At 37.0% G+C, this 23,308-nt stretch carries 20 protein-coding genes and 1 tRNA gene; 10 read left to right on the plus strand and 11 right to left on the minus strand.

Annotated features, from left to right (window positions below; translation table 11 throughout):
• Window positions 1-58: 58 nt before the first annotated feature.
• Together O1449_RS10765 and O1449_RS10770 are read left to right on the plus strand one after the other, a co-directional pair.
• Window positions 59-721 (plus strand): GntR family transcriptional regulator, encoded by a 663-nt coding sequence (locus O1449_RS10765; RefSeq protein WP_004660958.1) that lies wholly within the window; start codon window positions 59-61, stop codon window positions 719-721.
• A 57-nt stretch (window positions 722-778) separates the two neighbouring features.
• Window positions 779-1,066 (plus strand): DUF1330 domain-containing protein, encoded by a 288-nt coding sequence (locus O1449_RS10770; protein WP_050041607.1) that lies wholly within the window; start codon window positions 779-781, stop codon window positions 1,064-1,066.
• A 90-nt stretch (window positions 1,067-1,156) separates the two neighbouring features.
• Here O1449_RS10770 and nudC read toward each other — a convergent pair whose 3' ends face one another.
• Together nudC and O1449_RS10780 are read right to left on the minus strand one after the other, a co-directional pair.
• A complete protein-coding gene (nudC, locus tag O1449_RS10775; protein WP_269238310.1) occupies window positions 1,157-1,930 on the minus strand; it encodes an NAD(+) diphosphatase in 774 nt (257 codons plus the stop codon).
• A 97-nt stretch (window positions 1,931-2,027) separates the two neighbouring features.
• On the minus strand, window positions 2,028-2,240 hold the full coding sequence (locus O1449_RS10780; RefSeq protein ID WP_046738190.1) for a TIGR03643 family protein: 213 nt from the start codon (window positions 2,238-2,240) through the stop codon (window positions 2,028-2,030).
• A 1,172-nt stretch (window positions 2,241-3,412) separates the two neighbouring features.
• Between O1449_RS10780 and O1449_RS10785 the strand changes: the two genes are divergently transcribed.
• The gene (locus O1449_RS10785; protein ID WP_001223318.1) at window positions 3,413-4,114 is read left to right on the plus strand and encodes an IS1-like element ISPa14 family transposase; all 702 of its coding nucleotides are present in this window, start codon (window positions 3,413-3,415) and stop codon (window positions 4,112-4,114) included.
• A gap of 220 nt (window positions 4,115-4,334) precedes the next feature.
• On the opposite strand, the gene O1449_RS10790 is transcribed toward O1449_RS10785, so the two are convergent.
• Together O1449_RS10790 and greB are read right to left on the minus strand one after the other, a co-directional pair.
• Window positions 4,335-4,424 (minus strand) — tRNA-Ser (locus O1449_RS10790).
• A gap of 96 nt (window positions 4,425-4,520) precedes the next feature.
• The gene (gene greB, locus O1449_RS10795; protein ID WP_269238311.1) at window positions 4,521-5,009 is read right to left on the minus strand and encodes a transcription elongation factor GreB; all 489 of its coding nucleotides are present in this window, start codon (window positions 5,007-5,009) and stop codon (window positions 4,521-4,523) included.
• Between the two features lie 371 nt (window positions 5,010-5,380).
• Here greB and O1449_RS10800 point away from each other — a divergent pair, with 371 nt between their 5' ends.
• Window positions 5,381-6,490 (plus strand): transglycosylase SLT domain-containing protein, encoded by a 1,110-nt coding sequence (locus tag O1449_RS10800; protein WP_269238312.1) that lies wholly within the window; start codon window positions 5,381-5,383, stop codon window positions 6,488-6,490.
• 52 nt (window positions 6,491-6,542) lie between these two features.
• Here the strand turns inward: O1449_RS10800 and O1449_RS10805 are convergent, their stop codons facing one another.
• Both O1449_RS10805 and ttcA read right to left on the minus strand, forming a co-directional pair.
• Window positions 6,543-6,926, minus strand: a complete 384-nt coding sequence (locus O1449_RS10805) for an SCP2 sterol-binding domain-containing protein (protein WP_269229868.1) — start codon at window positions 6,924-6,926, stop codon at window positions 6,543-6,545.
• 200 nt (window positions 6,927-7,126) lie between these two features.
• A complete protein-coding gene (gene ttcA / locus O1449_RS10810) occupies window positions 7,127-8,032 on the minus strand; it encodes a tRNA 2-thiocytidine(32) synthetase TtcA (protein ID WP_004660841.1) in 906 nt (301 codons plus the stop codon).
• Window positions 8,033-8,524: 492 nt separating this feature from the next.
• On the opposite strand from ttcA, the gene O1449_RS10815 reads away from it, so the two are divergent.
• Both O1449_RS10815 and htpX read left to right on the plus strand, forming a co-directional pair.
• Entirely contained in the window at window positions 8,525-9,385 is an 861-nt protein-coding gene (locus tag O1449_RS10815; protein ID WP_269238313.1) for a lytic transglycosylase domain-containing protein, read from the plus strand.
• A gap of 214 nt (window positions 9,386-9,599) precedes the next feature.
• Window positions 9,600-10,505, plus strand: coding sequence for a protease HtpX (htpX, locus tag O1449_RS10820; RefSeq protein WP_004660837.1), 906 nt, complete (start codon window positions 9,600-9,602; stop codon window positions 10,503-10,505).
• 57 nt (window positions 10,506-10,562) lie between these two features.
• On the opposite strand, the gene O1449_RS10825 is transcribed toward htpX, so the two are convergent.
• The 3 genes from O1449_RS10825 to O1449_RS10835 form a co-directional block, all read right to left on the minus strand.
• Entirely contained in the window at window positions 10,563-11,156 is a 594-nt protein-coding gene (locus tag O1449_RS10825) for a DUF4112 domain-containing protein (RefSeq protein WP_269238314.1), read from the minus strand.
• 78 nt (window positions 11,157-11,234) lie between these two features.
• Entirely contained in the window at window positions 11,235-12,572 is a 1,338-nt protein-coding gene (gene mgtE / locus O1449_RS10830) for a magnesium transporter (protein ID WP_269238315.1), read from the minus strand.
• A 292-nt stretch (window positions 12,573-12,864) separates the two neighbouring features.
• Complete coding sequence (locus O1449_RS10835) at window positions 12,865-15,972, minus strand: multidrug efflux RND transporter permease subunit (RefSeq protein WP_269238316.1); 3,108 nt, start codon at window positions 15,970-15,972, stop codon at window positions 12,865-12,867.
• Between the two features lie 311 nt (window positions 15,973-16,283).
• On the opposite strand from O1449_RS10835, the gene O1449_RS10840 reads away from it, so the two are divergent.
• Together O1449_RS10840 and O1449_RS10845 are read left to right on the plus strand one after the other, a co-directional pair.
• Window positions 16,284-17,897, plus strand: coding sequence for a phosphoethanolamine transferase (locus tag O1449_RS10840; protein ID WP_269238317.1), 1,614 nt, complete (start codon window positions 16,284-16,286; stop codon window positions 17,895-17,897).
• A 165-nt stretch (window positions 17,898-18,062) separates the two neighbouring features.
• Window positions 18,063-19,205, plus strand: coding sequence for a glycerophosphodiester phosphodiesterase (locus tag O1449_RS10845; RefSeq protein WP_269229861.1), 1,143 nt, complete (start codon window positions 18,063-18,065; stop codon window positions 19,203-19,205).
• 39 nt (window positions 19,206-19,244) lie between these two features.
• Here the strand turns inward: O1449_RS10845 and pnuC are convergent, their stop codons facing one another.
• On the minus strand, window positions 19,245-19,820 hold the full coding sequence (gene pnuC, locus O1449_RS10850) for a nicotinamide riboside transporter PnuC (RefSeq protein ID WP_269238318.1): 576 nt from the start codon (window positions 19,818-19,820) through the stop codon (window positions 19,245-19,247).
• Between the two features lie 430 nt (window positions 19,821-20,250).
• On the opposite strand from pnuC, the gene O1449_RS10855 reads away from it, so the two are divergent.
• Both O1449_RS10855 and O1449_RS10860 read left to right on the plus strand, forming a co-directional pair.
• Complete coding sequence (locus O1449_RS10855) at window positions 20,251-21,204, plus strand: DMT family transporter (protein WP_269238319.1); 954 nt, start codon at window positions 20,251-20,253, stop codon at window positions 21,202-21,204.
• Between the two features lie 121 nt (window positions 21,205-21,325).
• Window positions 21,326-22,930 (plus strand): CocE/NonD family hydrolase, encoded by a 1,605-nt coding sequence (locus O1449_RS10860; protein ID WP_269238320.1) that lies wholly within the window; start codon window positions 21,326-21,328, stop codon window positions 22,928-22,930.
• A 29-nt stretch (window positions 22,931-22,959) separates the two neighbouring features.
• Here O1449_RS10860 and O1449_RS10865 read toward each other — a convergent pair whose 3' ends face one another.
• Window positions 22,960-23,274 carry a DUF5713 family protein gene (locus tag O1449_RS10865; protein WP_269239705.1) on the minus strand — a complete coding sequence of 105 codons (315 nt, stop codon included), beginning with the start codon at window positions 23,272-23,274 and terminating at the stop codon, window positions 22,960-22,962.
• Window positions 23,275-23,308 lie beyond the last annotated feature (34 nt).

Consider the following 23,308-nt stretch of genomic DNA (forward strand, 5'->3'; position numbering starts at 1 on the left):
CGGCTAGAAACATGTAACAAAATTTTGACTTATTAAAATCAGGAAAGATTAATCATCTATGAATCTTAAAATTGAAAATCCACCTGTGACTTTACGTGAGCTTTGTTTGAATAAAGTACGTAACGCGATCATTACAGGCTATTTCCCTTCTGGAAAAAGATTAGTCGAAAGAAGCTTGTGCGAAGAATTAGGAGTAAGTCGCTCTGTTGTACGTGAAGTCATTCGTTATTTAGAAGCAGAAGGTTTAGTTGAAATTCTGCCAAATAAAGGCCCAATTGTTTCATTATTGGATTGGGAAATTGCATCGCAAATTTATGAAATTCGACTATTACTCGAACAAAGTGCCGTTGCAGATTGCACCCAAAACCTAACTGCTCAAACAACAGAAACGCTGAAAGTATTATTGATTGAACTTGAGCAAGCCTTTGCAGCAGATGACATTAATTTAATTATTTCTACCTCTTCAAAACTTTACGAAACTATTTTTACCACCGCAAAACATCATATTGCTTGGGAAGTAGTACAACGTTTGAATGGTCGGATTAGTCGTCTTCGTGCAATGACCATGAAATCGACGAAGCGAGAAATTTCTGGCTATCAACGTATTAAAAATATGTGTGAAGCAATTTATCTGCACCAAGATCCTGAAAAAGCAAAACAAGCCGTGGCTGAACATATTGCTGAAGCTGCTGCAGTTGCAAAAAATATTTTGAATGCTTAGTGCCTCAATCTGTAACTAAAATGGTTTTTTTAATTTAGAAATAAAAAGGATAAGGAAATGTCTGCTTACTGGATTGCACATGTCACCATTCACGATATGGAACAGTACAAAGAATATATGGCATTAGCTCCCTTAGCATTTGAAAAATATGGTGCTAAATTCCTTGCTAGAGGGGGAAAATCAATCTGTATGGAAGGTATACAGTTTCAACGCCATGTGATTATTGAATTCTCTGATTTGGCAACTGCACAAGCTTGTTATGATTCTGAAGAATATACTAAAGCAAGGCTTGCTCGTGAAAATTGTGCCGAAGTCATGATTAGTATTGTTGAAAGTCTAGATTGATCAAAGAAGAGGCAGCCGAGACCACTGCTGTCCCACAAATATCACAAGAAGAACCTCAATTGAGGTTCTTCTTGCTTATTCCACTTTTTGTCAACACACATCACTCGTATCATCGGCGACTGCTGTACCATGAATGATATGCATGATCATGGCATACGCGATGCTGCCTTTAAATGGGATTTCTGGAAGTTGATCAAATTTAAAAAATTGAGCATCACTAAGCTCATCTTGCTGTAATTCAATTTCGCCCGCTTGATAATCTGCTTTAAATGCAACCATCAAATTGCTTGGAAATGGCCAAGGCTGACTTGCCAAATATTTTATATTTTTAATATGTAGGCCTACTTCCTCAAGTGTCTCACGTCGAACGGCATCTTCTAATGTTTCCCCTACCTCAACAAAACCAGCGATCAAACTATACATTTGCGTTTTATTTCGTGCATTTTTTGCGAGTAGAATTTCATTATCCCCACGTGTAATAATCGTAATGACACATGGATTCACTTTTGGATATTGTGTATAGCCACAACTTGAACAAACCATCGCAAACTGCTCAATGCTCTGGGTGGTTTTAGTTCCACATCGACCACAAAACTGATGATTACGTCGCCATTCAAGTAATTGTATAGCTCGACTTGCTTGCTCAAATTGCATCTTATTCCAAAACTGTACTAATTGACGAATCGGTACAAAATCGAATCCTTCAGGAATAGTTTCATTTTCACATAAATCTCGAGCAATCACTTTATGATCACTTGATAACGCCAGATCGTTATGCAATCTTTCGACTTGAGGAAGTTGGAAATCTTGATCCACTAAAAGCTGCTGTTGTTGAAAAATATAAGCAATTGATAAATTAGACATTACTTTACCTTAGTGATATGCAATTGATCTATATAAATAAAATCTATACTGTAGAATTAGTTATGAACGAAAACTTCTAATTTGTCACTGATCTTATTCAATGATGCTTGTATTGGCGTGAGCAGTAACCACGAGACACTTCAGGCGAACGTAACTGCAAATGTTTTGTCTTACGTCCACTTACTCTCTTCCGCCAAAGCTTAAAGCTATTGGTTTGTAAATGAAGCCGCATAAGTCGGATTACAGCTGATTCATTCAAACCATATTCACGTGAGATCGCTTCAAATGGGGTTCTGTCTTCCCAAGCCATTTCAATAATTCTAGATATATCACCATCGAGATATTGAGCTGTCTGAATCACAAAATCATCCTTACTTTTTAGAATTAAACTCAAAAATTCATGCAATAGATGACTATCAATCATCTTTTATCAGAATTTAAATATTTGGATGATATTAAGATGTTATAGATGAAAAATTTGTGATTTTTTAAGATGAAGTATTATAAGAAAATGATCTAAACAAGGGAGAAATTTAATCTCCCTTAAAACATAAGTGATTGATCTACAATTTTATATAATTCATTTTATACGATAGCGGTCTTTCTAGGATGTAAACTTGCTTAGGCTACTCAGAGATCAAAATTTTTTGACTTAAACAAACCATCGTAAACGGAACAGAATATTTACAGTATTGGATAATTAAAGTTAAGCAGATTAAAAAAAAGCCACATCTGGAAATGTGGCGAAAGGTGTAACTATACTTGTACGGCTTTATCGTATTTTTAAGTTAACTGAATTAGCTTAAATCAAACTGAATTTATCAAACTAAAGAAAGTTCTCTGATCAGTAATGATCATATTAAGTAATAAGACATCTACGTTTTATATAGGATGCAATGGGGTTAAATTAGAGCAGAAAAAGAAGACACTGGTTACTAAGCCAAGAAAGCACTCGTCATCTTGGTCGGCTATTCAGACAGTACAATTCAGCACTAGTCTCACGAATTAGTTTTAAAATTTACTGTGAGATTAATGTCCTAGGCTGTGACATAAAACTACTACAGCAAGCAGCGAAACGATTACATCAAAAATTTGTCTACCACATTCATCACATTGGTTTAGATAAAATTTTATGTATTCAAAGAACAATGACAGACCAATGTTAGGTCAATATTCTTGTTTAAGCTAAACCAAATGCAGAAATTAACTTCAATATTGATTTAAGTCAATTTCGCGATAGATACGAAAAGGATTCAATTCAACTTATCACCATTGCCAATGACCTGCATGATAAACGCTTTGAACCATTCGCTAAAAGCAACAATCGTACTGATATCAATTTCAAGGAATGGAAAAGATTTTTTAAACATATGCTCTATCCTTTGAATCATTACTACTATGAATCAGAGCATATAAAACCATCGGTGGTGTTTCAAAAAGTATGCTGAAACAAAGCAGGTTGAATTTTGATAAAATAGAGAAATGCGAATAACTCTAGAAATCAAATGTCCAACCTGCCTCAGTGACAGTATAAAGAAAAATGGCATCAAAGTAGATGGGAAACAAAACTATCAGTGCAAAGACTGTAAACGTCAGTTTATTGGTGACCATGCTCTGAGCTATCTAGGATGTAATTCAGGCATTACTCGAAAAATATTACAGTTGATGGTCAGAGGTAGTGGTATACGAGATATCGCTGAAGTTGAGCGAATCAGTATCGGTAAAGTTTTACGTACTTTAACCGAATCGACCTACCAAATTCAGCCTAAACAAAGTCATTATGAGTCTCTTGAAGTTGATGAGTTTTGGACTTTTGTGGGAAATAAAAATAATAAACAATGGCTTATTTACGCCTACCATCGAGAAACAGGTGAGATTGTTGCTTATGTTTGGGGTAAAAGAGACTTAGCTACAGTTCAACGATTGAAGACAAAGCTTAAACAATTAGGTATTCACTACACCCGAATTGCAAGTGATCATTGGGACAGTTTCATAACTGCTTTTAAAAACTGCAAGCAAAGTATTGGTAAATTTTTTACTGTAGGTATTGAAGGTAATAATTGCAAAATAAGGCATCGAATTAGGCGCGGTTTTAGAAGGAGTTGTAATTTTTCAAAAAAGATTGAAAACCATTTTAAAGCTTTCGACTTAACCTTTTTTTACATCAATAATGGCTTCATTTAATGTCAGCATACTTTTTGAAACACCACCAAACCATCATTTACCACAACTTTGCTATAAGTTGAAAACAATTACTAAATCAAGTTTCTAGTCAACCAACGGAATTTCAAACTTGGGAATATCAAATGTAATTAAATCCAAAGTTTGATGAGGTATAGGTTGAGGGGTAAAACCACAGATAAAAAAATAAGCCCTTGTAATAACAAGGGCTTATTTCAATATTTGGCGGAAGCGGTGAGATTCGAACTCACGGAGGACTCACACCCTCGTCGGTTTTCAAGACCGGTGCATTAAACCGCTCTGCCACGCTTCCAATGGCGGCTATCATATAAATAAAAATTAGAATTGGCAAATCTTTTATTCAAAATAATCAATCAAATGCTCAAAATAAAATCAAAAAAGTAAAAATTTAAACATTTTTAGATTTTTCATAGCAAATTGAGTTGATATACCACACTTTTTTTCCTAATGGAGTAATGACTTCCACCTCATCATCCATCTCTTTGCTCAATAATGCACGTGCCATTGGAGACTCAATCGAAATATGCTGGGGATGATGATCATAAATTTCATCTATCCCAACAATCCGTAATTTTTTTTGTTCTCCGTCATCATTTTCAATCTCAACCCATGCCCCAAAATAAACTTTGCCCTCTTGCTCAGGCATATAATCGACAATTTTTAATTCTTCTAGACGTTTTCCTAAATAACGGACACGACGATCTATTTTTCTGAGTATTTGTTTATTGTATTGATAATCTGCATTTTCTGAACGATCCCCCAAACTTGCAGCCCAATTTACTTTTTTAGTAATTTCTGGTCGTTCGTCATGCCATAGTCTTTTCAACTCGGCAACCAATAAATCATGTCCAGTTCGCGTAATTAAGTTCGATTTCATGGGTTCAAATACGTTAAAACAACATTCTATTTACAAGTTTTTGCATTGTATTCCTTATTTTAGCATGACAACAGTGTATAAATTTTATTCTTTTTCAAATCATGCATTTGTGAGGTATTTCTCATTTTTTTATTGATCAAAATTTGACAATCCTTTTTTCGGCGCTTAATATGCGCCCCTAAGTTGATTTTGTTTGTTTTTTGTACACTTTGTGAATGATGTGTAACACGAACATCATTTCTCCCATTAATCCTATGTCATTTTGAATGGCGTCATGACTTGCCCACCCTTATTGAATTTATCAACTTTTAAAAGTTAAAGCTTTGTTTTGCTGAACTTTTTGGGCATAAATTACCTGTAGCGGAGACAACATGCACAGTAATTCAAGTTCTGGGTCGAGGCCTAGCCTTAACTCTTTATCTTCTAAACTTTCCTTTCAAACGATGGTATTAGGAATTACAATCCTTCCCTTTAATAGTTTGAACGCAGAAAAATCACATCAATATAATACAGTTGTAACAACCAATACATTAACGGTAGTTGCTGTTGAAAACCCAACAACTGTATTTAAAGACGGGCAATTTTTGCATGGTTTTGGCTACGATTTAGCACGAAATTATGCCCAGAGTTTAAATGTCAAACTCGATTTTAAAACGGTTCCTGATAATGCAACTGCATTAAAATGGATTGCTCAAGGTAAAGCTAATCTTGCTATGACAACTGCAAATTTAGCGGCCATTGAAAGTAAACAACTTGTGTCTTTTTCTGCAAGTTGTGGTGATCAAGCTACTTTAAGTAAAAATGGATTAAATCCTCAGCTCAATTGGGTACTTAAGCAAGCTGATGATCCGTTAACGCTCACTGCAAGTGGATTTGTTTGTCAAAGCAAGCAGCTTGGTACAACCCAACAACTTGCTTCCTTTTATAATCGCAATGTGGTTAAACCTGAAGCATGGTCTACGATTCAAAAAGACCTGAATCAGCGTTTGCCAATTTATAAAGCAAGCTTTAAACAAAGTGCGTCTAAGTATAATTTAGATTGGCATTTGCTCGCTGCAATTGGCTATCAAGAGTCTTATCTTAAACCCACATCGGTTTCTCCCACTGGTGTACGCGGTTTGATGATGTTGACCAATAGCACCGCTCAAGCAATGGGTGTGAGCAACCGATCTGATCCAATACAAAGTATTCAAGGTGGTGCGAAATATTTTGATCTGATGCTAGATCAGTTTTCGAATGTCCCTTATCCAGACCGTAATTGGTATGCTTTGGTCGCCTATAACATGGGACCAGGTGCAGTCAATCAGATTCAAAACCGAATCAAAACCCAAGGAAAGAACCCAAATCAATGGGTAAATTTATATGATTATTTACAGCGTAACCAAGCGCGAAATGGTCGATATAAACAAGCAGTTCAATATGTAACACGTATTCGAACTTACTTAGAACATTTAAAGACCAACAGTCGTATTGATGTCTAAGTTGAAAATAAAAAAGCTTACCTCTCGGTAAGCTTTTTTATGAGAAAATTACTTAAGCAGTTTGCTCAAGTACTTTCTTGAATAAATCTTTTTGTTCTTGGCTTGGCTTCGCTGTTTGTAAAGCCATAAGTTGAGACATATCGCCTTGTACTTTGATCTTACCAGTCATAAACGCTTGCATCGCAGCAGCCATATCAAACTCTAAGAATACTTTACGTAATGTTTCAGCATCCATGTTTAAAGTTGTTTTAGCATTTGCAGACAAACCTTTTTGGATTTTACCAGCATCTAAAGCCAATTCGGTATTACCATCTGCATCTGTTACAACTAAATTAATCGCTAAATTCGCAAGTGTTGGTGGTAAATTTAAATCACCCGCTTCAGCAGTAAGTTTTTCAACAGTTGCAAACCAATCATCAGTTAAAAATGCAGCCATGATTATTCCTCAAATATATTTGTTCAATTTCTTGTGTCATCTATCCAGATAACATTAAATGAAGCAATTTGCTTGTGCCCTGTTATAGCACGTAATTTTTATTTTAGGCTATGGCTTTTTGTACGAAGAATTCACTTTTTCGCTCTTTTTTATAAAAAAAAAGACACTTAAATAAGTGCCTTTTCAAAAAGTTTTACATTTTATTCAGCAGCAAAACTCAAGTTCACTACATCAAGACGATTTTTCATCTCTTCAGGGTCTTTCATATCAAATTCACGTTGCCCATCTAAGGCTTCGAAATCAAACAATTCACGGTCAGCCAATTGTGAAGGCGATACATTCTGTAAGGCGCCAAAGATGCTATGTAAACGTTTTGGATGTTGTTTATCCCATTCACGTAGCATGTCATTAATAATTGCACGTTGTAAATTTTCTTGTGAACCACATAAGTTACATGGAATGATTGGGAACTTTCGTAGATCAGCATATTTAATAATGTCTTTTTCTTCGACATAAGCCAAAGGACGAATCAAGATATTCTTTTTATCTGAAGAAAGAAGTTTTGGTGGCATTGCTTTTAAGCTACCGCCATGGAATAAATTTAAAAAGAAAGTTGCCATAATGTCATCGCGGTGATGACCTAATGCAACTTTGGTTGCACCGATTTCTTGTGCGAAGCCATATAACGAACCACGGCGTAGGCGTGAACATACCGCACAGTAGGTTTTACCTTCAGGCGTTAGGCGTTTAGTTATCGTATAAGTGTCTTTTTCAAGAATGTAATATGGAATGTTATTTTCTTCCATATAACGTGGTAAAACATCTTCTGGGAACCCTGGTTGTTTTTGATCAAGATTCACAGCCACAACATCAAAGTTAATCGGCGCGATACGTTTAAACTGCAATAAAATATCAAGCAACGTGTAACTGTCTTTACCACCAGACACACAGACCATGACTTTGTCGCCATCTTCGATCATGTTGTAATCACGAATTGCATGCCCTACTTGACGACGAAGCTTTTTCAACAGGCGATAATATGCCGAACTCGTCGGAAGCTCAGGCTTAAAATTAAATCCTTGGTTGGACTCCACTGGCGCGTACATAGACGTGATTTACTCATAAACAAAAATACCGCGAGATTTTATCCGATTCCGAAAAGATGCGCACCTAAAGAATTTTTCAATTTCGTGCAATCGTCATATTTAAGTTTCATACTGGTAAAATTCTGACCGAATTATGTCAAAACGGTCTGGATTGCTTACATTTCAAACTTTTCCACAGTTTTCCACAAAAGCTGTGGATAAAATTGTGGATTTCTTCGCTATTGACAAAGTATTTTTATGTGAGAACAAGGCTTACAATCAAATTGATCATTTTTTAACCAATGATTTTTATTCAATAAAAACAATGTTTTAAATATGTCAAGACTTAGATTTTAAAAAAAATAATTTAATTTTTTTTGCTGAACATTCGCACAAATCGACTTGCTTTTTGTAAGACAGTGGAAATAAAAAAATTGTAGCTAAAGTTTTTTTTATGCTTTTTTTTGTTACACTGCTGTGAAGAACTCATGCTCATCTTTTGTGAATATTATAATGATGGACACAACAAAATATATTTTCGTCCTTTTTTTGGGGACAATCGGTTTTTTAAATACGACAGTATCTAGTTATGCTGGTCAAACCATTTATCAATTTAAAGATGATAATGGTACAACTTTACTGACCAATAAAAAGAAAGCTGAATACAATCACCTAAAAGTGATTAAAGCGACCTATTATCCTGATAGCAATATTCATAGCTATAGTAACTGGGGGTCAAGTGAAGCCTCTGTTCTACCAAGTTATAGTCGTAATAAAAATGCTTTTGATCAGATGATCCGTCAAGCATCGCAACAGCATGGCGTTTCAGAAGGTCTGATTAAAGCCGTTATGCATACTGAGTCAGGTTTTAATATTAATGCGCGATCCCCTGTCGGTGCTCAAGGATTAATGCAACTGATGCCTGCAACTGCACGTCGTTTCAATGTGAGTAATGCTTACGACCCTCAACAAAATATTTTTGGTGGTGCGAGATATCTAAGTTGGTTGTTAAAACGTTTTAATGGGGATACACGCCTTGCTATTGCAGCGTATAACGCTGGTGAAGGCAATATTGATAAATACGGTGGAATACCGCCATTTCGTGAAACACAAGATTATGTCCGTCGTGTCACGAGTCGTTTTCAAAATCTCTATTCATCAGGTCTAAGTTCAACTTCGAGTTCTAATAATGCAAACACTCAAGTGATTGCTCAATCGGCAAATTATACATCTTCAAATTCAGAAGCTATGTCCGCACCTAAACAATATAGCCGTCAAATTATCACATTGGCCGATGGTACTTTTACAGATGCACCAGCCACATATACCACAGCCAATGCAACTGCCTCTGCACGAATCCGAGTAAGTGATTAAACAAAGAAATCACTTATTCTCACATCATGATTTTATTTGTTTTTTTCAAATAAATTAGTCGTTTCCCTCTTCTTAAAACACTTCTATTGTTTTATTAGCTTAATGTATCTACGCTCATTTTTTGCTTGAATTTTTAGGGTTCGCCCTGCATATTAGCGTTATGATTTATAATTTGTAAATCAGATCAGTTTTTATTTATAAGAGGATTTTCTCAATGATGCGGATTGGTTTGTTCTTGCTGACCAACCTCGCGGTACTGGTTGTAGCTGGCATTATCTTGTCACTCTTCGGTGTCGGTAGTTACCATGGCGCGGGTGGCTTGAATCTAGGCAACCTTTTAGTCGTCTGTTTTGTCTTTGGTATGGTGGGTTCTTTAATTTCCTTATTCATGTCGAAGTGGATGGCGAAAAAAACCACTGGAACTGAATTAATTGACCCAAATGCTCCTCGTAGTCAAGCAGAAGCTTGGTTACTACAAGAAGTGGCACAACTTTCTCAACGTGCAGGTATTAAAATGCCTGAAGTTGGTATTTTCCCTTCTTACCAATCCAATGCATTTGCGACAGGTTGGAATAAAAATGATGCTTTAGTCTCTGTTTCGACAGGCTTACTTGAGCGTATGAACAAAGATGAACTTCGTGCTGTACTTGCGCACGAAATCGGTCACGTTGCCAACGGCGACATGGTGACCCTTGCATTGATTCAAGGTGTAGTGAACGCCTTTGTGATGTTCTTTGCACGTATTGCAGGTGACTTTATTGACCGTAATGTGTTCGGTCGTGAAGATGGTGAAGCACCTGGTCTTGCTTATTTTGCCATTACGATTGTACTCGACATCGTATTTGGTATTTTGGCCTCTGCGATTGTAATGTGGTTCTCTCGTCAACGTGAATATCGCGCAGACGAAGCTGGTGCACGTTTAGCAGGCAAACAAGCAATGATTTCTGCTCTACTTCGTTTACAGGCAGAGTCAGAAATGCCAGATCAAATGCCAAAAGAAATGAAAGCATTTGCAATTGCGGAAGGTAAGGAACAAGGCTTTAGCTTAGCGGCTTTATTCCAAACTCACCCAACCATTGAACAACGTGTTGCCGCTTTACAGCAATTAAATGTTCAATAATCAGTATCAGATAAATGATAAAGCCTCCGTTATGGAGGCTTTATTTTTGCTTAAAATCTAGTGTGTTTGAAAAGATTGATAAAACTGCCACAGATAACTAAAACCTGCCCAAACTGCAACAAGCAATAAAATTAGTACGGCAATACCCAATAAATCTGGGATACGTAACCAAATCCAACTTACGATCGGATTACGCCAGAAAGCTGAAGTTTTCTGCTTTTGTTCTAGGGATTCATGCAAGAATGGATGCACCACATGAATATCACTGTGCACTTGATATTCTTCACGGATATGGTCATGTACGATTTCCAGTGTCTTGCGACTTGGACGAATAAATACGTCAAATAAGGTACCGACAATCGGTACAAAACCGACCAACATATCCATAATCGCCAGTTTGACCACACCCTTCAATTTATGCTGTGGTACACCGACCTCCCTCGCCTTTTTAAATGCATACAGGGTTAGAATAAAACCTGCGATATCACCTGCAAATGGAATGGTGCTCAGTGCAGCATCGGCTCCAACACCTTGTTTGGTGAACGGAATCCGAACCAAACTGTCCATGGTATTGGCAAATTTTGCTAAATCACGTTCAACAGCAATCGCTTGCTGCTGAGTTAATTTTTTTTGTTCTGTTGGAGCAGTCATTCACTCAACCTAAAAACCATGTTTATGCTTGAGAATAAAGTAGATTTTCCGTTTTGTCGGTACAATTATTATTACCAATCAGAATAAAATCATCGAAGCGATGAATAAATACACCAACACACCTGTCGCATCACAAATCGAGGTGACCAATGGCGCGGAAGCACTGGCGGGATCGAGTCCAGCTTTGTTTAAAATAAACGGTAAACTCATTCCTATTAGACAGCCCATCAATACAATGCCCATCATACTCAGCGCCAAAACTAAAGCTACCATCTCATCACCACGGAAATAACCCAGCAATGACACGGCAACCGCCATAGTTCCCCCTAAACATAAAGCGACCAAACTTTCCCGTCCGAGCAGATGGAACCAGTCTTTAAATTGCACATCACCTGTCGCTAAAGCACGCACCATAAGGGTCGATGATTGCGAACCAGCATTGCCTCCACTTCCCACCAATAATGGCAAAAAGAAAACCAATACCAGATTTTTCGCAATTACATCTTCATAGTGGGCAATACCAATCCCTGACAACAAGCTACCAAACACCAAGAAAACCAGCCAAAAAACACGCTTCTGATAAAGCTGCAAAATGGGTGCTGACTTAATACTAAGTTTAGATGATGCATTGACCGCACCAACTTTTAAGAAGTCTTCGGTGGCCTCTTCGCTGGCCACGTCCATCGCATCATCATAGGTCACAATTCCGACCATCATGTTTTGATGATCGATAATCGGCAGTGCTAATAAATCATAACGTGCAATGGTTTTTGCCACTTCATCTTGGTCTGTATCCACATAAGCGGTTAAGACATTGGTTTCCATGAGCTCATTAATATTTTGCTCTTCAGGCGCAAGTATCAGTTGCTTTAAAGATAAAACCCCGAGAATTTTGCGTGCTTCATCCAATACATAAGCGAAATAAATCATTTCGGTATCAGGAGCTTCGAGACGCAGCATTTTAATCGCATCATTGACCGTCATATTCGGTTTTAAAGTCGCATATTCCGAGCTCATGATTGAGCCTGCCGTTCCCTCTAAATAGGAAGATAGTTGACGTATATCTTCGCGTTCTGCTTGTGCCAAAGCAGGCAACAACGCATTTTGTTGTTCTTGATCCAAACATTTGAACACGTCCGCACGTTTATCCGAGGACATTTCGCCAATAATTTCAGCCAAAATATTTCTGGGCATGGCTTGGGCGAGTTTGACTTGTTCACTGGGAGGAAGATAGGAAAAGACATAGGCACGATCAGATAAATGTGTGAGCAGCAATTGACTTTGCTCAGCAGAAAGCTGTGTTAATACATCTGCAATATCGATGGCTTGAAAGGTTTTAACTGATGCAAGTGCAAGATCAATATGATTATTTTTGAGTGCGTCGCTTAATAAATATAAAAAGTTATTGTAGCTCATTTCTGCCTCTTCACTACAAATCATCTGCAATGAAAGGCTAAACGCAACAAATTATTTTACTGTCGAATAAGAAGCTTCATTCAGATTTTGATGAATATAAAAATGTGTAATTTGGATTAAACTACAACTCTGCGTGTCCATTTAGGGCATTAAACCTAGTTAAACCGTTTATACGGCAGAGCCATACTACAAATATTTTTTTATATTCTCAACTTACACAACAAAAATGAACAATTCATGTCTTAAATGAATCCATGAATAATTCATTTCTATTGCTTGGCTTTCATTATTTTTATTTAAAAATTTCAATTTCTTCTTTAGGTTTAAAGATATTAGCAACCAGTACAAACATAAATGGAATAAATATCAGTACCAACACTGTCCCGAATATCACACCACCTAAAACACTGATACCAATTTCCTGACGGCTTACAGCCCCTGCTCCAAATGCAAAAACCAGTGGAATGACTCCCGCGCCAAATGCAAAAGACGTCATTAGAATAGGACGCAAACGCAGCCCTGCACCTTGTAGTGCTGCTTGAATGGCATTTTTTCCTTGTGTTTGTGCCATCGCTGCAAATTCAACAATCAAAATTGCATTTTTACAGGATAAGCCAATTGTTGTAAGTAAAGCGATCTGAAAGTAAACATCATTTGGTAAACCAAAAATATGGGCAAAAATAATACTACCGCCAATCCCTAAAGGAATTGCGGTCATCACAGCCATAGGAATACGCAGACTTTCATACAACGCGGCTAAACATAGAAAAATAAATGCAATAGAAATTAAATATAGCCAAATTGCTTGATTAATCGATTGCTGCTCTTGATAAGAAAGCCCAGTCCATAGCAAACCTAAGCCTTCTTGTTGGCCCACCAACTGTTCAATATCTTTCATGGCTTGGCCTGAAGATTGACCACTGACAACGTTAGCTTGTAATTGCAAAGCACTATATCCCATATAGCGTTGCACAATGCTTGGTGTCCCACCCCATGATGTCGTTGAAAATGAACTAAAAGGTACCATTTGATTTTGATTATTGCGTACTGACCAGCTATATAGGTCTTCAGGCTTAGAACGAAATGGTGCATCACCTTGTAAAATAACTTGTTTAATTCGACCACGGTCAATAAAGTCATTCACATATGTCCCACCCCATGCGGTCGACAAAGTACTATTAATTTCATTTAGATTTAAACCATTTACCATCGCTTGCTTATGGTCAATCTTCACATTCAAAGTAGCTTTACTATCAGTGGATTGTTTATCTAAGTTTTCAAAACTTGAATATTTTTGTCCCAACTGTTGCAGCTGTTTAAAACTTTGATCGAGGAATTGTTCACCTTGCCCATTGATATCCTGAATCCATAAATCCATTCCATCTGTTGCGCCTAATCCATTTACAGAAGCAGGCAATGTCACATTAATCTGTGCATCGGGAAATTGGCTAAAATATTTAAGTGCTCTCTTGCGAATAGCTTCAGCAGAGTTTTTCTTCCCAGTACGGTTGTCCCAATGATTTAATGAAACAAAGCCTTGTCCAAGATTTTGCCCCGTTCCAGAATTATTTCGTCCGTAACGAATAAGCACTAAATTGACATTTGCTTTTTCATTCTGAAGAAAATACTGACGAATTGCCTCACCGACCTCCTGACTTTTTGAAAGTGGTGCACTATCCACTAATTTAAATTGAACACTTAATATTCCTTGGTCTTCTTTTGGTAAAAAACTACTTTGCAGACTGCTATAGAACAAAGCAAATACGGCAATTAATGCAATAAAAATCACAGATACAGAGATTTTATAACGAAGCATGCTTTGCACTAGAGATAAATACTTATTTTTAAGTGTGTCTATCCCGTTATTGAACCGAATCGCCCATGACTTAGGTTGATGGTTTGGCTTTAAAATCAAAGCACATAAAGCGGGTGTAAGCACCAAGGCGACTACTAAAGATAAGACCATCGCAGCAACCAAAGTGATTGAAAACTGACGATAGATAACCCCAATTGAACCAGCAAAGAAAGACATTGGAATAAAAACGGCTGTTAACACCATGGTAATTCCAATCAATGCACCGCTAATTTCTTGCATAGATTCAACGGCTGCTTGTTTGGGTGACAAATGCTGCTCATGCATAAGCCGTTCAACATTTTCTACTACAACAATTGCATCATCAACCAACAAACCAATCGCAAGCACCAATGCAAAAAGAGTTAAGGTATTAATACTAAATCCAAGTAATTCAAGTACCGCAAAAGTCCCTAAAATCACGATCGGTACAGTAATACTTGGAATAAGCGTCGCACGCCAACTTTGAAGAAAAAGAAACATGACTAAAATAACTAAACCAATTGCTTCGACAAGTGTTTTAATCACCTCTTTAATAGATTCTTGTACAAAGGGAGTATTATCTCTTGGATAAACGATCTTATACCCTGTTGGAAGCTTGCTAGAGAGTTCATCTAAAGTTTGATGAATAAGTTTAGATGTTTGAATTGCGTTGGCACCCGAAGATAAAGAAATGCCAAGACCTGCAGCTGGATAACCATTGATCGTATTAAAAGATTGATAATTTTCTGCCCCTAATTCAATTCGAGCAATATCTTTTAATTGAACAAAACTTCCAGATACATCTGATTTCACAATAATTTGTTCAAAGTCTTGAATCGTCTTTAAACGAGAACCTGCTGTTACTTTTGCATTCAAGTATTGACCTTGAACAACAGGCAAATCTCCGATCGCACCTGCTGCAACCTGTGTATTTTGTGTAGTAATCGCGGTAACGACATCATTTGGAATTAAATTATATTGAGTCAATTTATTTGGATCTAGCCAAATTCGCATTGCATACTGCGATCCAAAAACATCTGTTTCACCGACGCCATCAATCCGATTTAAATTATCAAGGACATGCGTAGATAGATAATCAGACAACGCAATATTATTTGCTTGCCCAGCACTGTCATACAGTCCAATCACCATAAAGGTATCACCCAAGGACTTAGTGACATTTACTCCCTGCCGTTGTACCGCATCTGGGAGACGGCGTATCACGCCACTAATTTTATTTTGTACTTGAACCTGTGCTGTATCGGGATTTGTGCCATTTTCAAAACTAATCGTAATACGGCTACGACCAGCTGCATCGCTGGTTGAACTAAAGTACAGTAAATGGTCGAGCCCTTGGATTTGTTGCTCTAAAACTTGAGTTACACTTTGTTCAACTGTTTTGGCATCAGCGCCACTATAGTTGGTCGATACTGTAATTTTCGGTGGAGCAATATCAGGATAACGTTCAACTGGCAAATTCAGAATTGCGAGTATTCCTAATGCCATAACAATAATGGCAAGCACACCTGCGAAAATTGGACGCTCAATAAAAAATTTAGATAGCATGGCTGCTCATTCCATCGTGGAAACAGTCAATCTTTTCAAAAAGATAGGAAAATAGAGGCTCTTTCAATCTACGATCATTACCGAGGTTTCAAGGAAACACCATCCTTATTAACATATCATTGCAAAAAGCGAAAATTACGGAGAAATAATGGATTTTTTTATTGATCATCAGCATATTTCATCGAAAAAAAATGGGATCAAAAATTTAATTTACTATTCAATCAAATACTTCTTAATTTTAGATTGACACTCCACTTACTTAAACCGATAGTAGCACGCTCCCTGTTGCTCCCTTATTTTTCTAGGCATATATGAAGGCCAGTTTTAAACATTTTAATATTCTGCTCCTAATTCTATTGCCCGCATTAATTACTGGGGGGATACTCAGTATTGCTGGTAATTTGTCTGATGGTCTAAGACTGGGATTTCTTTCTTTGCCAGGTGTAGGTTTAATTTGGCTTGCCATTAAAACACAAAAAAAATATTGGTATGGACTTACAGTTTTATGGTGGTTTGCGACTTGGCTTGATGTACTACTACGTTCGAGTACGTGGTTTTTATTTAATAGTGATAATGAAGCCTATTTTATTATTGAAGCAATTGCTAATACCAGTCAGCAGGAAACGCGGGAATTCATACAACTACACTTAAGCACAATCTTAAGTGTGATTTTTAGCCTACTTTGCTTGCTAATTATTTACAGTATTTCTACTTTCAAACTGATTAAAGCTCACCATCTTGATCAAATGTGGCAGAGTCGAATTTATCGTAGTTGTATCGTTTTACTTGTTTTATTAACAATAACAAGCTATTTAATGAAGCCATCACGTAAAGTTCATCCCATCATTTTTTGGTCAGACTATCAAACAAAACTTCAGGATTTTAAAAATAGAATTAAACAACATCAAAATGTACACCGACAATGGGACATCAGTGCAAAACAAAATTTAACTCTGACAAAAAAACAGGTTGAGAAACAAACACATGTATTAGTTCTTTCAGAGAGTTTAACAAGTCTAAATTTAGGTGTTTGTGGTTATCAACGTGAGACGACTCCAGAATTAGCAAAAAAACTGGATGAGTTAAAAATCTTTTGTAATGCATTTTCACCTTCTCCTTCAACGATTAATGCACTACGTGTTTTATTGACTGAAAGTCCTGCATCTGCACATGATCAATATTCTTCAGAAAGCGTTTTAGCTTACGCTCGAGCAGCGGGCTATAAAATTTATTGGTTAAGCAATCAAGACGATAGTTATTTATCTTCATTATTTGGTTCTTATGCAGATAAGGCTGTTTATAAAAATACACGATCAGGAAGAAGTAGTAATTCATTAGATGAAAAGCTTATTCCCGTTTATCAACAAGCTCTTGCAGATCCAGATCCTAAAAAACTGATTATTCTTCATTTGATTGGTGCACATCCAAATTACCAAGAACGTTACCCATTAGCGTTTAATAAATTTACTGGAGACAGTAATGATGCTGTCGAACTCGACCTCAAGAATCGCAATATTGATCCTTGGGTTCGTTCACTACGCAATGATTATGATAATGCAGTGTTATATGAAGACTCCTTGCTTGCCAGATTTTTAGATGATCTAAAGGCTGATAATAATTCTGACTTTAGATCTTTTATGGTCGTTTCAGATCACGGAAATGAAGTTGGTCATGAAATTGACTATGCTGGTCACAGCCCAAATACAAAAGCAGGATACCAAGTTCCTGTGATTATGTGGTATGACAATATGCAAGTCACGGGTGTCAATAAAGACAAAATGCTCAATACAGCAGAACTCGATAACAATTTAATGCACATCATGGGACTTAAAAATAAAACTGCTTCACCGCAATCTTATTGGTTAGATCGTGATTATCGTTTTACGCCTGAAGTAAATTGGCCTTATTGGAAACAGAAGTCATAATCTTCCTCCATACCCCGCTTTATCAAAGCCTGAAATGAGATATTGAATTTCAAACATTCAGTTGAAAAAATTCATTATTTTCATAAAACGATCACTTAACTGTCATCCACTTGACAAATTTCCACGACAAACTAACGACTTTAATAAAAACATTTGAGCGTCATAATGTTAAAAAAAGCAGTTGTTTGTCTTAGCCTCATCAGCCTTGTGGGTTGTAATGATGACAATAATGATCAAAACAGTAGCACTCAATCGAGTTATCAATTACCGAAAATTTTGGTCATCGGACATCGTGGCGCAAGCGCACTTCGACCAGAACATACACTTGCATCCTATCAAAAAGCCATTGATGATGGTGCTGATTTTATTGAACCAGATTTGGTATCAAGCAAAGATGGCATATTGATTGCTCGCCATGAAAATGAGATCAGCGGCACAACCAATGTTGCAACGCTTCCTCAGTTTGCAGACCGTAAAAAAACCAAGACCATTGATGGCGTGAGTTTAACAGGTTGGTTTACTGAAGATTTTACTTTGGCCGAGCTAAAACAGCTCAAAGCACGTGAGCGTATTCCCCAGTATCGTGCTGCCAATACGCAATATAATGATCAATTTGAAATCCCGACACTCGATGAAATCATTGATTTAGCTGCAAAGCATTATCAAAAAACGGGCAAAATTATTGGTCTTTATCCAGAAACCAAACACCCGACCTATTTCCAAAAACAGAATTTGGCAATGGAAGATACTTTGTTAAAAACCTTATCCAAATACCAATATAGCCGGGATATTGCCCCTATTTATTTACAGTCTTTTGAAGTTGGAAATTTAAAATATTTAAAAAACCAACTCGATTTACATAAGAGTGTTAAGCATGCACAATTGATTCAGCTCTATGATTCACCTGAAGCAAGACCAGCAGATTATGTTGCACAAAACAATCCTAAAACCTATGCAGATCTAGCAACGGCACAAGGCCTCAAAGATGTTTCGACCTACGCCAATGGTGTGGGTCCATGGAAAGTCTATGTCTTTAAAGATGCCGCAATGACACAGACCACCTCTTTTATCGCAGATGCCCATAAAGTCAATTTAAAAGTACATCCTTATACCTTCCGCCCTGAAAATAATTTCCTACCAGACAGCTTAAAATGTAGTAAGGATACGTCCAAAGCAGCCGAGCGTTGTGAGACAGGTTCAATCAAGGAAATGCAACTTTACTTCAAGGCTGGCGTAGATGGTGTATTCACAGATGACCCTGCGCTAGGTCGTCAAGCGGTACAAAGTTATCTCAGTACCTCTAAATAATCCAAGACTCCTAAATAAAGGCAGTTTGACTGCCTTTATTTATGTTTGAGACATCAACTGTTTCTGCTTAACTTGCTCCCATTGCCACCAACCATAAGCTGCTAACAAAACAAAAGCAGCATACAAACCTGCAGTTAAAAATAATTCTTTATAGATAAACATACCGACATAGACAATATCGACAAATACCCAAAGTACCCACGTTGCGATATGTTTACGACTCGTCCAATAGGTTGCCAATAAACTAAATGCAGCAAGTTGCGCATCTAGGATCGGTACAGCAGCATCGGTAAAATGTTTAAGTGTTAAACCAAATAATAATCCACCGATTGCTGCTAAACACATTTGCATCAATACCGTTTTGGCTGCAATTGGTTCGATCCGAATCTCATGGTCTTGGCGTTTACCTTTCAGCCAATAATAAAAACCATAGAAATTAATCAGCATAAATAAGAATTGTAAAATCGTTTCGCCGTATAATTTAAAGGTGAAAAAAAGGTAAGCATATAAAATAAATGCCAAAAAATTAAACCACCAACACCACATATTCCGTTTTATCGTGAGTGCAACACCGATCACACTAATAATAACGGCAATAATTTCTAAAGAAGACAAGAGCAAACTACTTTGAAAATCCGAATGACAACATTATGGAAATATTCTTTATTTAAGCAAGCCAAAAAATCTTGATCTGATGCGCTTCTATTCGCCATATTTTTAAAGCTTTAAAGCCAAAGGCTATTTTTCACTCAAGCCTTATGCTATAAAAATGTAAAGCTTATTTTAAAATTTCTCACATGTTGATTCGCAAGGTTTCACCCACTCGTCTTATTCACATTAAGGATTGCATTCCCGCCAATCCAATGTGGCGACGTGTCTGCATTTTTATGCACGGTGACTTTGCATATCTCTTTCATCCGATGACAATTTAACAAGCTCATCATTTGAAAAGTACAGGTCGCCTCAAGAGCGACCTTTTTTATTGCCTTCATTTTTAATTACTCAAATACAGCGTTGCAATCACAACGACAACAGGAGCATTTCCATGACACAGTTTCAGCAAAAGAATTTTATACAAACGACACAGATTCAACCGACTGTAGCCCCTACTTACCCTCGCCTAGCTACAGTCGGTCAATTTATTGCAGTTGTGCTGATCTGGTCATTTACACCATTAGCAGCCGTCTGGACTGTGCATGAAATTCATTGGGCTTGGGGTTTATTTCTTCGATTCAGCCTCGCCATTCCACTTGCGTTGCTTTGTCTGTTTTATTTCAGACTTAAACTTATCTTGAACTTTAAAGCCATGATGAGTTATGCGGCGGGTGCGCTTGGATTATTTGGTTCAATGGCTTTTTGCTATATGGGTGCAAGTAAAGTCTCATCAGGAATGATCTCGATTATTTATGGAACGGCACCTTTATGGTCTGGCTTGATTGCGGTTTTTATTTTAAAACGTGAGCATTTTCTAAAACGCCAATGGTATGGGCTAATAATTGCCATTTTAGGCTTATCTCTCACGCTGGGCATAGGTTCTGATCACATTCAAATGGATATCATTGGTGTTAGCTATGAAATTATTGCCGTCTTACTTTATGTGATCTCCATGTTTCTCGTTGCAAAAATTGGTGCGGAGATTCACCCAATTATTCAAACGACAGGATCAACGCTAATTTCATGGTTTGGCTATCTGTGTTTATTACCCTTCTTTATCGCTCAAGCACCAGTACAGTTTCCAAGTCTACAAGTCAGTCTTGCTTTGTTGTATAGCGCAGTATTTTCATCAGTTTTGGCGATGATTTTTTATTTCAATCTGATTCAAAAACTCAACCCAACCACAGTCATGTTAATTACAATTATCACCCCCGTATTGGCAAATGTATGGGGCATATTTTTCAATCATGAACCACTGAACTCACACCTAATCTTAGGTTTAATTTTCTTGTGTGCAGGGTTATTCTTATATGCTTATCGTTCCAACTCACGTCAGATAAAATAGAACAAAACTGGTAGGTCGGTAAAATGACCTATCCTTTTATAGTCTCGGCGAGTTTGACACAGTAAACTACACACCATCCAGTTAGAATTTCCCACAGATTTGCTCAAGGATGAAAGAATCTATGCGTTCAAATATTTTATGGCTTTGCTTTGGCATTTTTTTGCTATTACAAGGTTGTGTCAATGCGACAATTCAACCTCAAAAAATTCAATCGCAACCAACAGAATTAAAACAACGTTATTTTCAAGCAAAAACAATCACATCTGATGGAACAATCATTGCCTTTACAGTGTATCAACCTCATTTAAAAGCAGGACAAATAGCTCCTTTGCTGCTACATACCCATGGTTTTGGTTTATCTCGAATGAAAAGACCAGAATTAAGCTTATATGGTTTTTTACTTCCGACTGGTCAAGTAGCCAAAACAGCGTGGAAAAATGGCTATTGGGTAATCAGCTATGATCAACGTGGTCATGGAAATAGTCAGGGTAAAATCCGCTTAACCGATCCCGAAAAAGAAGCTCAAGATGTGATTAGCATTATGAACTGGGCTGAAAAAAACTTACCACAACTGGCACAAAATCAAAATGGTGTTCGTACAGGCATGATTGGCGAATCTTATGCAGGCGGTGTGCAATATATTGCTTCTGCTTTAGACCCTCGCTTACAAGCAATTGTACCAATCACAACTTGGTACGATATCGTCGATAGCCTTGTACCCAATGGCGTTCCAAAAGGAGATTGGCTAAGTTTCTTAAATTTGATTGGGGATTGGTGGAATTGGAACAAATTTGATCCAGAACTTAAACAAGCTTATCAAGATACCCAACAAGGTCAGTTGAAACAATCAACTTATGATTTTCTAAAGACACATCAAGCCAGTTGGTTTTGTGAAAATGCTCAAGCGCCAAAAGCAGATGCGCTCATTATCCAAGGCTTTAGAGATGTATTATTTCCTTTTAATGAAGGCGTTAAAGCGGCTCAATGTATTCAGAAAGCGCAGCATGAAGTCCATTTACTCGGCGTACAAGGCGGACATTTACAACCATTTGCACAGCATTCTCCATTGGGTGATACTCCTTTTTGGTATATTGGTAAATCTGTCACCTGTGGAAATAAAAAAAAATATAAATTACAAGACACGATCGTGGGATGGTTTGATCAAAAACTCAAAGACCAAGCCACAACAAATGATTTACCTGAGTTATGTGTTGATAAAAGCCCCGTTCAGCAGCTCAGAGATTTAGATGCAACGACACATTACACCTTAAATAAAACTTGGATTGAACCTCAGAATTCGCAAGCTGTGTTTGCTCCGATCCATACAATAACTGAATTGGCATATATCACGGGTACACCACAACTCACTTTAAAGATCGAAACGCCAAATAATAAAGTAGAACCAACACTGTTTATTTCTATGGCCATTAAATCTGGAAAAACGGGTAAATATGCTATTTTAAATGATCAAACAACAGCATTGAATCCAAGCAAAAAACATACTTTTGACCAAGTTATTTCTAATAAAGATTCAGCATCGAAAGAAAATCAAACTATTGAATTACCTAGTATTAATGGACGTTTAAATAAAGGCGATACTTTAGGCTTACTGATTCAGACCGAAAGTATTTATTATCAAAAAATTAAACAACCTAAAATTGAAGCATGGATTTCAGGTCAAATTACTTTACCTAAATTTTGGAGTGATATTTCAAATAAGGAATAATTATAATTTCTAAACATCGAGAGTGAATTTTACCACTCTCGATTTGCAATCAATTGTTCCATTTCAATCTCAAAATAACCTGCTTCTTGCACAATCATCATCATAGCTTCAGCAATGAAATCCGCAGCCGTATCATCTAAACTTGAATCTAAGTCTTCAAACTGGGGTTTCATCTCATTAATTGCGATCATTGTATGATGAGCAAAATGATATATTTCTGCTTCAGTTAAACCTGAACGACTCACCTTTTTGGAAAAGTATTTAATCTGTTGTTTAACTTCGGCAACGAGAATATCAGGATAATATTCATCATCAAACATGGGGAGAAGGAGATCTTCGAACATAAATAAAATAATATGCCAATAAAACGCCATGCTT

It is taken from the genome of Acinetobacter sp. TR3 (assembly GCF_027105055.1).
Lineage (GTDB): Bacteria > Pseudomonadota > Gammaproteobacteria > Pseudomonadales > Moraxellaceae > Acinetobacter.